Below are 14,117 nucleotides of genomic sequence, written 5' to 3'. Positions count from 1 at the left end.
GCATGGCTCGCCCCGACGCCTCCGTCTCGCTCTCGGCCCTCGCCCGGCTCGGGTTCGCTGAGCTGAGCGAGGCCGCGGCGTCGCTGGCGGAGCTCGAGAGCCTGCTCGGCGTGCCGCGCGCGATGCTGCTCGAGGCGGCCGTCGCGGCGGACCCGGATGCGGCCGTTCGCGGGATGCTGCGGGTCGCTCGACGAGACCCTGCCCCGCTGCGGGCGCTCGCGGACGACGAGGAGACGCGCCGGCGCGTCTGGCGCGTCTTTGGTGCCTCTGTAGGACTGGCGGAGTTCTTCCTGCGGCATCCCGACGAGCTGGACGTGCTGGCCGCACCGATCGACGTGCTCCCCACGGCGGACGTGTGGCGCGATCGCCTCCTCGCCGCCGTCGGGGCGGAGGACGGGTTCGCCGACGCGGCGGACGACGGGACGGTCGTGGCGCTCCGCGTCGCGTATCGGCGGAACCTCGCGGAGATCGCCGCCTTCGATCTCGGTCACTCGCGCCCCGAAGAGGTCGTCGCCGCGGTCGCCGCTTCCCTCGCGGATCTCGCCGGCGCCGCGCTCGAGGCCTCGCTCGCGATCGCCCGCACCCGCCAGGCGCCGTCCGCCGGTCGGGACGCCGTCGCTGCCACTCAGCTGGCCGTGATCGGCATGGGAAAGGCCGGTGCGAGGGAGCTCAACTACGTCAGCGACGTCGACGTCATCTTCGTCGGCGGCACGGCGGATGAAGAGGCGCTTTCCGAGCCGCAGGCGATCGACATCGCCACGCGTCTGGCCAGGGACACCATGCGCAACCTCAGCGCCATCGAGGTCGAGCCGCCGCTCTGGGAGGTCGACGCGGCGCTGCGCCCGGAGGGCAAGCAGGGCGCCCTCGTGCGCTCCCTCGCGTCGCACGTCGCGTACTACGACCGGTGGGCGAAGAGCTGGGAGTTCCAGGCTCTGCTGAAGGCTCGACCGCTGGCCGGCGACCCCGACCTGGGCGCTGCCTACATCGACGCGGTGCAGCGGCGCGTGTGGTCGAGTGCCGCCAGGGAGGAGTTCGTCGAGAGCGTCCAGCGCATGCGCGAGCGGGTCATGGAGCACATCGACCCGGAGGACGCCCCGTACCAGCTCAAGCTCGGCGCGGGCGGGCTGCGCGACATCGAGTTCACGGTGCAGCTCCTGCAGCTCGTACACGGTCTCACCGACGAGTCGCTGCGCACGCGTGGCACGCTGGAGAGCCTGGACGCCCTGGTCGCCGGCGGCTACATCGGCCGGGCGGATGCGGGCACCTTCGCGGACGACTATCGGGTGCTGCGGCTCATGGAGCACCGTCTGCAGTTGCGCGACCTCAGCCGCACCCACCTCATGCCCAAGACGCCGGCCGGCCTGCGCATCCTGGCGCGCAGCACGAAGCTGGCTGAGACGGGGGAGGGCGTCTGGGCGCGCTGGGAGAGCGTCCGCCGCGAGGTGCGCGACATCCACACCCGCCTCTTCTACCGCCCGCTGCTGAGCGCCGTGGCCGGACTGCCCGAGGAGGAGCGCACCCTCTCCGCGGAGCAGGCTCACGACCGGCTCGCCGCGATCGGGTTCCGCGACCCGGCGGGAGCGTTGCGCCACATCGGCGCGCTGACACGCGGACTCAGCCGCAAGGCGACGATCCAGCGGCACCTCATGCCCGTCATGGTGCGCTGGTTCGCGGACGGCAGCGACCCCGACTACGGCCTCCTCGCGTTCCGCCGCATCAGCGAGCGGCTGGGGGATACCTCGTGGTTCCTGCGCATGCTGCGGGACTCCTCCGGTGCGGCAGAGAGCCTCACCCGACTGCTGTCGTCCTCGCGGTACATCGGCGAGCTGCTGGAGTGGATCCCGGAGTCGGTGGCGTGGCTGGACAGCGCCGAGCGACTGCGTCCACGGAGCGCGCAGGCGCTCGACGACGAGGCCCGAGCAATCCAGACGCGCCATGAGACGGTCGCCGACGCGTTGCGGGCCGTCCGGGCCCTGCGGCGTCGCGAGCTCCTGCGCACGGCGATGGCGGCCGTCCTCGATGTCGTCACCATCGAGGAGGTGGCCACCGCGCTCACCGACATCACGGATGCGACGATCCAGGCCGGCCTCCGCGCCGTCCTCCGCGAGGTCGTGCCGCCCGAGGACACGGCGCTCGACTTCGCGGTCATCGGCATGGGGCGGTTCGGCGGCGCCGAGCTCGGCTTCGGGTCCGATGCGGACGTGCTGTACGTGTACGACGCGAACGGCGTCGACCCGGGCAGAGCGGAGAAGCTCGCGACGCGGATCGTGGCCGGGCTCCGCGAGCATCTGACGGATCATCGCCTGCCCCTTGACCTCGACGCGGGTCTGCGGCCCGAGGGGCGCAACGGTCCGATCGTGCGGTCCCTCGACGCCTACGCGGCCTACTACCGCCGCTGGTCGCTGTCCTGGGAGGCGCAAGCGCTCCTGCGGGCGCGCGGTGTCGCCGGGAGCACGAAGCTCATCGGGCGGTTCATGGAGCTCGCGGACAGCATCCGGTACCCGGAGGCGGTCGACCTCCAGGGGCTCCGGGAGATCAAGCGGATCAAGGCGCGCGTCGAGGGGGAGCGGCTGCCGCAGGGCACGGACCCCCGTCGTCACCTCAAGCTCGGGCCGGGGACTCTCAGCGACGTGGAGTGGCTCGTGCAGCTCCTCCAGCTGCAGCATGCGACCGACGTCCCGGGTCTCCGCACCACGTCCACGCTGCACGCGCTCGACGCCGCGGTCGCAGCCGGGCTCGTCGAGGAGGACGACGCCGAGCGCTTGCGGGCGGCCTGGCTGCTGTCGAGCCGGCTCCGTTCGGGCATCACCCTGCTCACGGGGCAGACGAGCGACGTCCTGCCTGCCGACCGCCGTCAGCTGGATGCCCTGGCCCGTCTGCTGGGCTATCCGCCCCGGTCGGCGACACCACTCGAGGAGGACTACCTGGCGGTCACGCGGCGCGCCCGGCGGACCTTCGAGCAGCTCTTCTACGGCTAGACGGCCGGTCGAGTTGCACGATCGTCCTCCGTCGCTCAGAGTGAGCGTATGACCTCTCCTCGCATCGGCGTGATCTGGAACCCGACGAAGTCCGACCGGGATGTCCTCGGGGAAGCGGTGACCCTCGCGTTCGGCGAGGAAGCCGATGTGCGCTGGGGGGAGACCACCCCGGACGACCCCGGGCGCGGCGTCGCGGCGAAGGCCGTGGAGGAGGGTTGCGCTCTCGTCATCGCGGTCGGCGGCGACGGCACGATCCGCGCCGTCGCGGAAGCTCTGGTCGGAACCGATGTCGCTCTCGGGATCGTGCCGCAGGGCACGGGCAATCTGCTCGCGCGCAACCTCGGTGTGCCGCTGGAGGGCGTGCTGCCGGCGCTCGAGCACATCCGCGACTCGGAGCCCCACCGCATCGACCTCGGCTGGGTGGAGTTCGACGGCGAGGAGCATGCCTTCTCCGTCATGGTCGGCTTCGGGGTCGACGCGCAGATGCTCGTGGAGACCAACGACGACCTCAAGGATCGCGCCGGCTGGCTCGCCTACGTCGAGGCGATGGGGCGCGCACTGGCCGGCACCGAGATGACGGACATCACGCTGCAGCTCGACGACCACGAGCCGGAGGAGGTGCGCGGGCACACGCTGCTCGTCGGCAACTGCGGCATGCTCCAGGGCGGCATCCGCCTGCTTCCGGACGCCGTCCTCGACGACGGCCTCCTCGACATGCTGCTCATCAGCTCCGACGGCGCGCTGCAGTGGCTCGACACCGTCCGCTCGGTCGTCTGGGACAACGGCATCCGTCGCATGATCGGGAACGTCGATCAGGCGGTCAGCACGGACTCCACCACCCACGTGTCGGCGGAGCGGATCCGCGTGCAGCTCGCCACGCCGCAGATGTTCGAGATCGACGGCGAGGAGGTCGGCGAGATCGACGCCTTCACCGTGCGCGTGCAGCCGGGCGCCGTCCTCGTCCGCTGATCAGGCGACGGTCACCGCGGGCGGCGTCTTCTTCCTGTCCTGGTTGGGGAAGACGACCTTCTGCACGATGATGATGATGCTCGCGGCCACCGGGATCGCGACGAGCGCACCCAGGATCCCGCCGAGCGCGCCACCGGCCACTGCGGCGATGACGACCAGTGCGCCCGGGACGTCGACGGCCTTGTTCATGATCCGCGGAGAGAGCACGTACGCCTCGATCTGCATGTAGATCAGGTAGTAGATGATCGCGATCAGCGCGGTCGTCGGCGAGACGAACAGGCAGATGAGCGAGATGATGATCGACGCCGAGAGGGTTCCGACGAGCGGGATCATCGAGCCGATGAAGGCGATCAGTGCGAGCAGCGCCGGCACCGGCGCTCCGATGATGGTCAGGAAGATGAGGCTCAGGATGCCGTTGGTGAGCGCGAGGCTCGCCTGACCGATGACGTAGCGCCCGACGGCACTGGAGACGTCCTCCAGGAGCTCGCTGAACGTGTCGCGCTGGTACGCCGGGACGAACCGGGCAGCCACCCGCTTCATGCTGCGCAGCGACGCCATGAAGTAGAGCGTGAGGATGACCACGATCGTGATGCCCGTCAGGCCGCCGGCGATTCCGGCGCCGACGGCGAAGACACCGCCGCCGATGTCGAGGAAGTTGTCCGGGTTCTGCACGAAGCCGACCACGCCGTCGACGGCGTCCTTGATCGTGCCGCCGAACTGTCCGCTGACGTCCTGGAACCAGGCGCTGTTCGTGAAGTCCTCGATCATCTTCGGACCGTCTTTGATCAGGTTCCCGATCTGCTCCGCGAGGGTGGGGACGATGGCGAGGATGATCCCGGCGAAGGCGAGGAGAACCCCGATCACGACTACGGCGACCGCCGCCGGACGGGGGAGCTTGCGCTCGATGAACCGCACGATCGGATCGAGGCCGAGCGCCAGGAAGAGCGCGACGCCGATGTAGACCAGCACGGTGGCGAGCTGGCCGACGATGCCGCCGATCATGAGCGCGACGAGAACCCCGAGGGCACCGAGGAGACCGAACATGAACGGGTTCGCCCTGGCGCCGGCGACCACGCTCGACGGCGACCGTCGCTGCGCGGACACGCTGGGTGCCTGATCCGGCGGTGCGATCAACTTCCTGCGACGCATGGTCCCCTCCCTCTGTCGATACTCGACACTCGATCATCCTCCACCCGGTCCCGCGCGCTGCTCAGCGACACCCGCCGGCTCGGCAGGCGTCGGAAGCGTCGGATCAGTGGCTGCTGTTGCCCTTGCCGCTGTTGCCGGCGCTGTTGCCCTTGCCGTTGTTGCCGTCGCGGCCGGGGCTCTTGCCTCGGTTCTCCTGAGCCTGCGGTGCGGCGTTCTCGGGCAGGCTCGCATCCGGCACCGCCTCGGTGACCGATGCGGTCGGTGCCACAGGGGTCGCGGCCACCGGCTCGACGGCGACGGTCTCTGCCGGCTCCGAGTCGACGAGGGTGTCCGCGGGAGCCGGCTCGACCGGCACGAGGTCCTCGACGCCCTCGACGATCCTCGACGCGCCATCGGACACGGCGCCCGAGCTCGCGAGAGCCTGCTCGCCGTGTCCGAGCAGTGCTGCGGAGGCGGTGGTCACCACGCCGAGCACGACCACCGCGGCGATGAGGAGAGACTCGCGACGACGGCGCGTACGCCGTGCCGGGGACGCGGCGGGGTGCGCCGCGGCGGCGCGACGGCGGGCGCGAGCCTCGGCGCGCGTCCGGGGGAGGGCGCCTGCGGTCGGCGCGGGAAGCGGCACGGTGACATCCGTTGCCACCTCTTCGGTGACGGGGAGATCGATCAGCCGGCGCAGTTCGCTCTCGACCTCCAGAGCGTGCGGCCGTGCTTCGGGCTCGATCGCCGTCATCGCGGTGAGCAGTGCGGCCCACTCCGATCCCAACTCCGCGGGGATCTCCGGCGCGATGTGGAGACGGGCGAGGGCGGATTCGACGCTGAGGGTGGGGGCGAACCCAGGCTTGCCGGTGAGCGCCTCCAACAGGACGAGACCGAGCGCGTAGATGTCGACCGCGGGACGGATGTCGCCGTTCCGCAGCTGCTCGGGTGCCATGTAGGTCAGCGTCCCGAGGACGATCCCGGGGGTGGTGACACGGGACATGTCGATGGCGCAGGCGATCCCGAAGTCGGCGAGCTTCGCGCTCCACCTGCCGTTCGTGTCGAAGGGCGGCGTGAGCAGGACGTTCGAGGGCTTGATGTCGCGGTGCACGATGCCGGCGCTGTGCACGGCGTGGAGGGCGGAGGCGATGTCCGCCCCGATCGTGGCGATCTCGCGCGGGGTCACCGTCGCGCGGGCCATGCGCTTGCTCAGCGTCGGTCCCGGCACGTACTCCATCACGAGGTATTTCGGTCGTCCGGGCTCGAGGTGCGCGTCCAGGAGCGTGACCAGGCCCGGGTGGTTGAGGCCCGCGAGGAGCGCCTTCTCCGAATGCACCCGCTCCACGGACAGTACGGCATCGTCGGACTCGCGGAACATCTTCACCGCGACGGTGCGTTCGAGCGCGATGTCCTCCGCGCGGTACACGGTCGCCATCCCGCCCATGCCGACGGCCTCCGCCAGGCGGTAGCGGCCGTCCAGAAGCGCGGCGGTGGGCGGGGCTTCCTGGGTGATCACGGCGTCCTCCACTGGCGGGACCGGGTATCCCGACGATGTCTTCACCGTATCCGCGCAAAAAAAGCGACGCGTTGGGGTTGACGTAGAGCCCGACACCTGCAATGGAGGATCCACGGGGAGCTGAGAGACTGGACGGATGGCAGGGATTCACCACGTGGAGGTCTGGGTCGCCGACCTCGTGTCGTCGCGAGCGGAGTGGGGGTGGCTGCTCGGTGCGGTGGGTTTCGTCCGCGCCAGCGCGTGGCCCGAGGGCGAGTCCTGGGAGGCGGGTGGCGCGTATGTCACCCTCACGACATCCCCGAACCTCAGCGGCAGTGAACACGATCGTCGTGCCCCGGGCGTGAACCATCTCGCCTTCGCTGCGGGCCCGCGGGACCGAGTGGACGCGATCATGGCGGCGGCGCCCGAGCACGGCTGGCGGCCTTTGTACGCGGAGCGCTACCCGCACGCCGGTGGGCCGGATCACTACGCCGGATGGCTGGAGAACTCCGCGGGCTTCAAGGCCGAGATCGTCGCCGACGAGCGCTGACGCGGGCCCCGCCCGGGGCGCCGTTACCGCCAGAGGCGGGCAGCGGTGCTGGCGGTCTCCAAGACTCTCATCTTTGCTCCGACAGTTCTTGGCTGAGGTCGAGCTCGCGGAGGATGTACGGCTGAGCGACGGCGTCGGTGAGGTAGTAGGTGTAGAAGATGACCGCGGCTTCGTCAGCGGTGAACACCTCGTTCGAGAACACGCGCACCGCACGGGTCTGATTGATCGGGATCAGCGTCGTCCCATCGGCAGACTCGGGACGACCGACCGTGTACAGATGGGGCTCGCCGTCAGGTCCAGGAAGTCGGACTTCGACAGTAATGCCATCGGCTGATCCCGCCGCCTGGATGAAGGAGCCGGTCAGGTCTTCCGGCGTGACGAATCCCTTCTCAGGGTTCTCGGCTCGCCAGATGCTGCACGTGAACTTCGTTTCCCCGTCGAGGCGTCCCAACATGAAGCAGAGCTCGTCAGGGATGGGACGGTACGCGTCCGTGACGAATCCGTAGAGTCCCGAGGGAGAGGCCGAGGCGTGGGTGGGCTTGAACGTCAAGGCACAACCTGCGTTTCTACTCGTGTGACGACGATGTCTTCGCCGTCCGGTTTGGCGCGGGCGGGGGTTCCATCCCGAACCGTATGAGCGTCACTTCCAGAGGCGGGCGGCGGTGCTGGCGGTCTCCATGGAGATGGCGTTGGCGGTGATGAGTCGTCGATTGGCTTCGGCGAGGGCGGCCTTCATGCCGCGGATGGCGGTGTCCCAGTCGTGGTGGGCGCGGTCGTATGCGGCATGGGCCTCACCGGACCATGAGGATCGCAGCAGGGTGGCCTCCGCGTCGAGGGCATCGAGCGCGTCTTCGAATCGCCGGACGGTGAGAGCGAGACGCGCGACCGTGTCGCTAATGGCGTCGTGGCGGACCGCGACTCTCATCGTTCCTCCGACAGCTCCTGGCTGAGGTCGAGCTCGCGGAGGACGTACGGCTGAGCGACGGCGTCGGTGAGGTAGTACGTGTAGAAGATGACCGCGGCTTCGTCAGCGGTGAACACCTCGTTCGAGAACACGCGCACCGCACGGGTCTGACTGATCGGGATCAGCGTCGTCGTCCCGTCGACGGGCTCGGCACGCCCGACCGTATACAAGTGGCTCTCACCGTCAGGTCCAGGCAGTTTCACCTCCACCGTCATTGCGTCGGCAGAGCCTGCCGCCTGCATGAAGGTATCCCCGGCAGGCTCGCGGAAGCCCACGGTGCTGGAGGGATCGGATCCGGGCCAGATTATGTAGGTCAGCTTTCGCTCGCCGTCCAGGTGGCCCAGCATGAGCCTCAGATGCGCGGGAATGGGGCGGAAGCTGTCCGTGATCCAGCCGCGCTGCCCGCTGGGTGTTTCTTCGCCATGCGTAAATGGCGCTCTCATGGGACATCCCTGCTCTCTACTCGCGTGATGATGATGTCATCACCGTCTAGTTTGCCGCGCGCGGGCGTACCTGCGTTTACGGCATCGTCGAACTGGCGCTGGGTGCTCGATGCCCTGCCATACTCATCGATAGCCGAGCCGGACTTGACCTCGATTCCGGTATAGGTGTTCGACCCGTCATTATTCTTGACCAACCCGTCGTACGAGCGGCTCGCTTGCGGGGCGCCCTCATAGGTGACGTGAACTTTCCTTCGAATCACGTCGACCCCTGCCTCAGAGGCATACTCGTCGAGTCCGACTTTCTCCTTGTCGACCCAGGGCCTGATCTCCTGGCCATTCGCATAGCGCCCACCGGTGTCGCGCCCATCCCCGCGATCGACACCTTTACGGGAGTCGGCGGCTCGGTCGGTTTCGCGGAACCACCGCCCGGTTGCATCGCCGATGAGTTCTGCACCGACGCCGGCGACGCCGACGCCTGCGGCGGCGATGGCGGGCGCGCCGGCGAGGGCACCGACTCCGGTCACCGTCAGACCTCCGCCACCGACAGCGAGTGCGGCGCCTCCGATGAAGGTTGCAGCCCCGCCGAGGAGTTCGAGGATGATGTCCGGGTGCTCCCACAGCGTCTGTGCGGAGACGGCGAGCATGTCCATCGTGGCTTGGAACGGCTGCACGACAGCAAGGGTGAACACCGTCTCGGTGACGGCATGCTGCGCTGCGGTCGCGGCCTCAGCCTCGGTGAGCGGCATGCGCGCGGCCTCTGCAGCCTGGTCCAGCCGGACTGCGCAGTCCCGGGCGAAGACCTCCAGCGTCGCCCGGGCGTTGAACAGCACCTCTCTGGGCTGTTCATGCGCCGGACCGGACGGGTCGACGAACGGCACCTCCGCCTCCGGGTGCCGTAGGCCCTGCCCGACCCGAAGCTCGCGGACGTAAGCGCGGTGCGCGGCCAGTGCCGTGGCGGCCTGCTGCTCGGCCTCGTCCCACAGGGTGATGGCGCGCGCGGCCTCCTCCTGCGCCCACTCCAGCGCATCCGCCCAGGTGAACAGGGCGTGAGCGCCCTCGCGGAGCCCGTCGCCGGCGTTCGACCAATGCAACAGCTGACGATCGAAGCGCGTCAGGTACGCGTCGTAGGCCTCGCCCGTCCAGGTGCCCTCGTCGTCGAGCGTCGCGAGTTGGTCGTGCACGCGTGCTGCAGCCGTGCCGTGTGCCTTCCACCTTTCGGCTGTCTGCCGGACCTCGCCGGGGGAGCCGGGAATGAGGGCGGCGGCGGAGCGGTTCTGCCCGAGCTCCATCACTCTTCCCAGATCATCGCGTCGACCTCGGCCTTCGCGGCATCCGTCCCCTCGTCGAAGACCCGGGCCGTCGTCGCCAAACGCTCGGTGAACTCGTCGGAGTCCGTCACCCGGGCTGCGAGGCCCGCAGACCAGGCCTCGGCGAACCGCTCAGAGGCTGCGACCACCCACTCGTGGCCGGCGCACGTCGGCGGGGCGAGGTCGGTCGACCCGACGTCTGCGATGATGCGCCGCGTCTTCGCCGCCATCGCCCGCAACACGTCCGTGTCGACTTCATAGTCCTGCGACATGCCGCCCTCTTCCTGCGAGCCCCCCGGCTGCGGGATCGAGCATAGGCGAAGACGGAGTCAAAGGACAGTGAAAAGTCTGTATCTGTGTATGAAATCACCTCGAACGAGTACGGAGGAATGAGGCTGCCGTAGTCGCGCAGTCCCCCGGACGGCGAAAGAGCCCGCCCCCGGATGGGGACGGGCTCTCTCGCGATCCGCGGTCGGCTCAGACTCCGAAGTACAGCTCGTACTCGAACGGGTGCGGGCGCTGCGCGATCGGCAGGATCTCGTTCTCGTACTTGTAGGAGATCCAGGTCTCGATGAGCTCCTCGGTGAACACGCCGCCCTCGAGGAGGAACTGGTGGTCGGCGCGGAGCGCCTCGAGCGAGTCCAGCAGGGAGTTCGGCACCTGCGGGATGTTCTTGGCCTCCTCGGGCGGGAGCTCGTAGAGGTCCTTGTCGACGGGCTCGTGCGGCTCGATGCGGTTCTTGATGCCGTCGAGGCCCGCCATGAGCTGCGCGGCGAAGGCGAGGTACGGGTTGCCCGAGGCGTCGGGGGCGCGGAACTCGATGCGCTTGGCCTTCGGGTTCGAGCCCGTGATCGGGATGCGGATCGCGGCGGAGCGGTTGCCGGCCGAGTAGACCAGGTTGACCGGAGCCTCGAAGCCCTTGACCAGACGGTGGTAGCTGTTCAGCGTCGGGTTGGTGAAGGCGAGCAGTGCCGGCGCGTGCGCCAGGATGCCGCCGATGTACCACCGCGCGATGTCGCTGAGCTGACCGTAGCCGGCCTCGTCGTAGAACAGCGGCTTGCCGTCGTTCCACAGCGACTGGTGGGTGTGCATACCCGAGCCGTTGTCGCCGTACAGCGGCTTCGGCATGAAGGTGGCGACCTTGCCCCACTCCTCGGCGGTGTTCTTGACGATGTACTTGAACTTCAGGATGTCGTCCGCCGCGTGCACCATGGTGTCGAAGCGGTAGTTGATCTCCTGCTGGCCGGCCGTTCCCACCTCGTGGTGGGAGCGCTCGAGGATGAAGCCCGCATCGATGAGCTTGAGGGTGATGTCGTCGCGCAGGTCGGCCGTCTTGTCGACCGGGCTGACGGGGAAGTAGCCGCCCTTGTAGGGGGTCTTGTTGGCGAGGTTTCCGCCCTCCTCCTCGCGGCCGGTGTTCCACGCGGCCTCCTCGGAGTCGACCTTGTAGAAGCTCTCGCCGGCGGTCACGGAGTAGCGCACGTCGTCGAAGATGTAGAACTCGGCCTCGGGGGCGAAGAACGCGGTGTCGGCGATGCCGGTGGAGGTGAGGTACTTCTCCGCCTTCTTCGCGACCTGACGCGGGTCCTTCGAGTAGATCTCGCCGGTGCGCGGGTTGTAGATGTCGAAGATCATCACGAGGGTGCTCGCCTCGCGGAAGGGGTCGATGTACGCCGTCGTCACATCCGGGATGAGCTGCATGTCCGACTCGTGGATGCTGGCGAAGCCGCGGATGGAGGAGCCGTCGAACAGCTGTCCGTCCGTGAAGAAGGCCTCGTCGACCGTCGCCGCAGGGATGTTGAAGTGCTGCTGCACACCAGGGAGGTCGGTGAAACGGATGTCAAGGAATTTGACGTCGTTCTCCTTGATGTAGGCCAGTACCTCGGACGAATCTTTGAACATGTACGACTCCTGTGATGCGGATCGATGGCTTCGGGGCCACTCTGCACAGTACGGACGGGGGATTTCTCCACGGTATCCGCTTTGTTTCGTCCGTGTTACAGCGTGAGCAGGATCAGAGGGCATCCACAGCCTCGGTAGGCTGGAGGGGTGACGGATGCTGTGAACACGTACCCCGGTGAGCGACTCGGACTCCCGGAGTCCGGACCGGGGAGCATCGGTCGCCCTGGACGCCGGATCGGCGCCCTCGCGATCGACTGGACGGCAGCCGTCATCCTCTCCGTCGCGTTCTTCCAGTACGACCCGTTCGCCACGCTGCTCATCTTCGGGGTCGTGCAGATCCTCTTCATCCCGACCGCGGGCGGCAGCCCCGGGCACCGCATCCTCGGTATGCGCGTCGTCCGTCTCGACGGCGGATGGGTCGGTCTGTGGCGCCCGATCGTGCGCACGCTGCTGCTCCTGATCGTGATCCCGGCCGTGGTGTGGGACCCGGATCAGCGTGGCCTGCACGACAAGGCCGTGGGAACGGTCCTCATCCGCGCCTGACGCTCAGGCGCGGCCGCGGTTGCGCCGACGTGCCTCACGGGGCGCGCGACCGCCGAGGAAGGAACGCGCCGGATCCACGACGTAGCCGCGACGCAGCGCTTCCCGGCCGATCAGCATGCGGAATCCCATCTCGTCCCGGTTGCTCAACGTGACCTCGGCCATCACCTCGCGGTCGACTAGCCGGATTATCAACTGCACGACGAGACGCTCCTGCGCGTGCCCGGACGAGCTCCGGACGGCCCGGCGATCGTGGATGGGGGACTCCACGACGACCGCGTCCTCCTGGCTGTCCTGCCAGGGCTTCACGCGGAAACGCACCCAGGCCTCGCCGTCGCGCTCGAACTCCTGGATGTCGAACGCGTGCAGGGACGAGGTGCGGGCGCCGGTGTCGATCTTGGCTTTGATCCAGTCGACGCCGAGATCGGGCAGGCTCACCCACTCGCGCCACCCCGTAAGGGTGTTTGAATGGGTAGACCTACTCACCTGATACATCCTGGCAGGAAATCCCCCGTGAAGATCGCAGTGCTGTCCCGTGCGCCGCAGGCGTACTCCACCCAACGCCTCCGCGCGGCCGCACTGCAGCGGGGCCACAACGTGAAGGTGCTCAACACGCTGCGCTTCGCGATCGACCTCACCTCCGATGAGCCCGACCTGCACTACCGGGGCCGGCAGCTCAGCGACTACGACGCGATCCTGCCCCGCATCGGCAACTCGATCACGTACTTCGGCACCGCCGTGGTGCGGCAGTTCGAGCAGATGGACGTCTACACCCCCAACACGGCGAACGGCATCTCGAGCGCGCGCGACAAGCTGCGGGCGAACCAGATCCTCTCCCGGCACAACATCGCGATGCCTCCGACGGCCTTCGTGCGCAACCGCGCCGACGTGCGACCGGCGATCGAGCGCGTCGGCGGCGCCCCCGTGGTGATCAAGCTGCTCGAGGGCACCCAGGGCATCGGCGTCATCCTCGCGCCTCAGGTGAAGGTGGCCGAGGCCATCATCGAGACGCTCCACTCCACCAAGCAGAACGTGCTCATCCAGAAGTTCATCGCCGAGAGCCGGGGGCGGGACATCCGCGCGCTCGTCGTCGGGGACCGCGTGGTCGCGGCCATGCGCCGCTCGGCGGCCGGAGACGAGTTCCGCTCCAACGTGCATCGTGGCGGCTCGGTCGAGGCGATCGAGCTCGACCCGGTCTACGAGCGGGCCGCCGTGCGGTCGGCCCAGATCATGGGCCTCCGCGTCGCCGGCGTGGACATGCTGGAGGGGGACGAGGGACCCCTGGTGATGGAGGTCAACTCCTCCCCGGGCCTGCAGGGCATCGAGACCGCGACCAAGCTCGACGTCGCGGGCGCGATCATCGACTACATCGCCGGTCAGGTCGCCTTCCCGGAGATCGACGTGCGGCAGCGCCTCACGGTCTCCACGGGGTACGGCGTCGCCGAGCTCATGGTCCACGGCGCCGCGGACCTCGTCGGCAAGACGCTGGGGGAGGCGGGCCTGTGGGAACGCGACATCACGGTGCTCACGCTGCACCGCGGGGTCAGCGTCATCCCGAACCCGCGCAAGCACGTGGTCCTCGAGGCCGACGACCGCCTGTTCTGCTTCGGCAAGCTCGATGAGATGCGCTCGATGATCCCCGAGCGTCGTCGCCGGCGGGCGAAGGTGCGCCGCCTCCCCAAGCAGCCGCTCTCGGAATGAGAGAAGCGGGGGGGGACCCAGGTGGGGAGGAAGAGGATCGTGGGTTCGGGGGGGGGGGGGGGGCGGAGGGGGTCCGCGCGGCCGCCGCCGCCATCGCGCACGTGCAGGTGTGCGGCAGCGACCGCGGTGCCGTGGGCGAC

General features: G+C 68.8%; 14 protein-coding genes. 5 read left to right on the top strand and 9 right to left on the bottom strand.

Annotated elements, in window-relative coordinates:
- The first annotated feature begins 2 nt into the window (after window positions 1–2).
- On the top strand, window positions 3–2,978 hold the full coding sequence (locus ACFU8V_RS11445; RefSeq protein ID WP_378871189.1) for a bifunctional [glutamine synthetase] adenylyltransferase/[glutamine synthetase]-adenylyl-L-tyrosine phosphorylase: 2,976 nt from the start codon (window positions 3–5) through the stop codon (window positions 2,976–2,978).
- A 48-nt stretch (window positions 2,979–3,026) separates the two neighbouring features.
- Window positions 3,027–3,947 carry a diacylglycerol kinase family protein gene (locus ACFU8V_RS11440; protein ID WP_025103601.1) on the top strand — a complete coding sequence of 307 codons (921 nt, stop codon included), beginning with the start codon at window positions 3,027–3,029 and terminating at the stop codon, window positions 3,945–3,947.
- Here ACFU8V_RS11440 and ACFU8V_RS11435 read toward each other — a convergent pair whose 3' ends face one another.
- Together ACFU8V_RS11435 and ACFU8V_RS11430 are read right to left on the bottom strand one after the other, a co-directional pair.
- Window positions 3,948–5,051 carry an AI-2E family transporter gene (locus tag ACFU8V_RS11435; protein ID WP_374460143.1) on the bottom strand — a complete coding sequence of 368 codons (1,104 nt, stop codon included), beginning with the start codon at window positions 5,049–5,051 and terminating at the stop codon, window positions 3,948–3,950.
- 148 nt (window positions 5,052–5,199) lie between these two features.
- A complete protein-coding gene (locus ACFU8V_RS11430; RefSeq protein ID WP_378871184.1) occupies window positions 5,200–6,591 on the bottom strand; it encodes a serine/threonine-protein kinase in 1,392 nt (463 codons plus the stop codon).
- A gap of 136 nt (window positions 6,592–6,727) precedes the next feature.
- Between ACFU8V_RS11430 and ACFU8V_RS11425 the strand changes: the two genes are divergently transcribed.
- Entirely contained in the window at window positions 6,728–7,120 is a 393-nt protein-coding gene (locus tag ACFU8V_RS11425; protein ID WP_338566156.1) for a VOC family protein, read from the top strand.
- Between the two features lie 67 nt (window positions 7,121–7,187).
- Here ACFU8V_RS11425 and ACFU8V_RS11420 read toward each other — a convergent pair whose 3' ends face one another.
- The 6 genes from ACFU8V_RS11420 to glnA all read right to left on the bottom strand — a co-directional run bounded on the left by ACFU8V_RS11420 (window position 7,188) and on the right by glnA (window position 11,736).
- The gene (locus ACFU8V_RS11420) at window positions 7,188–7,670 is read right to left on the bottom strand and encodes a hypothetical protein (protein WP_378871180.1); all 483 of its coding nucleotides are present in this window, start codon (window positions 7,668–7,670) and stop codon (window positions 7,188–7,190) included.
- A 90-nt stretch (window positions 7,671–7,760) separates the two neighbouring features.
- A complete protein-coding gene (locus ACFU8V_RS11415) occupies window positions 7,761–8,045 on the bottom strand; it encodes a WXG100 family type VII secretion target (RefSeq protein WP_338566155.1) in 285 nt (94 codons plus the stop codon).
- Window positions 8,042–8,431: a hypothetical protein gene (locus tag ACFU8V_RS11410; protein WP_025103595.1), complete on the bottom strand. Its 390-nt coding sequence runs from the start codon at window positions 8,429–8,431 to the stop codon at window positions 8,042–8,044. Before ACFU8V_RS11410 ends, ACFU8V_RS11415 begins: the two co-directional genes overlap by 4 nt.
- A gap of 92 nt (window positions 8,432–8,523) precedes the next feature.
- Complete coding sequence (locus ACFU8V_RS11405; RefSeq protein ID WP_378871176.1) at window positions 8,524–9,816, bottom strand: WXG100 family type VII secretion target; 1,293 nt, start codon at window positions 9,814–9,816, stop codon at window positions 8,524–8,526.
- Window positions 9,816–10,106 carry a hypothetical protein gene (locus ACFU8V_RS11400; protein ID WP_378871173.1) on the bottom strand — a complete coding sequence of 97 codons (291 nt, stop codon included), beginning with the start codon at window positions 10,104–10,106 and terminating at the stop codon, window positions 9,816–9,818. The genes ACFU8V_RS11405 and ACFU8V_RS11400 overlap by 1 nt, the downstream gene beginning before the upstream one ends.
- A 205-nt stretch (window positions 10,107–10,311) precedes the next feature.
- Entirely contained in the window at window positions 10,312–11,736 is a 1,425-nt protein-coding gene (gene glnA / locus ACFU8V_RS11395) for a type I glutamate--ammonia ligase (RefSeq protein ID WP_025103592.1), read from the bottom strand.
- 147 nt (window positions 11,737–11,883) lie between these two features.
- Here glnA and ACFU8V_RS11390 point away from each other — a divergent pair, with 147 nt between their 5' ends.
- Window positions 11,884–12,279, top strand: coding sequence for an RDD family protein (locus ACFU8V_RS11390; protein ID WP_025103591.1), 396 nt, complete (start codon window positions 11,884–11,886; stop codon window positions 12,277–12,279).
- Between the two features lie 3 nt (window positions 12,280–12,282).
- Here ACFU8V_RS11390 and ACFU8V_RS11385 read toward each other — a convergent pair whose 3' ends face one another.
- Window positions 12,283–12,771: an ATP-dependent zinc protease gene (locus tag ACFU8V_RS11385; RefSeq protein ID WP_378871169.1), complete on the bottom strand. Its 489-nt coding sequence runs from the start codon at window positions 12,769–12,771 to the stop codon at window positions 12,283–12,285.
- An 18-nt stretch (window positions 12,772–12,789) separates the two neighbouring features.
- Here ACFU8V_RS11385 and ACFU8V_RS11380 point away from each other — a divergent pair, with 18 nt between their 5' ends.
- Window positions 12,790–13,977, top strand: coding sequence for a RimK family alpha-L-glutamate ligase (locus ACFU8V_RS11380; protein ID WP_025103589.1), 1,188 nt, complete (start codon window positions 12,790–12,792; stop codon window positions 13,975–13,977).
- Window positions 13,978–14,117: the final 140 nt, after the last annotated feature.

This window comes from Microbacterium sp. NPDC057658, from assembly GCF_042799975.1.
Classification (GTDB): domain Bacteria; phylum Actinomycetota; class Actinomycetes; order Actinomycetales; family Microbacteriaceae; genus Microbacterium.
This window is presented reverse-complemented; position numbering and strand designations above follow the sequence as displayed.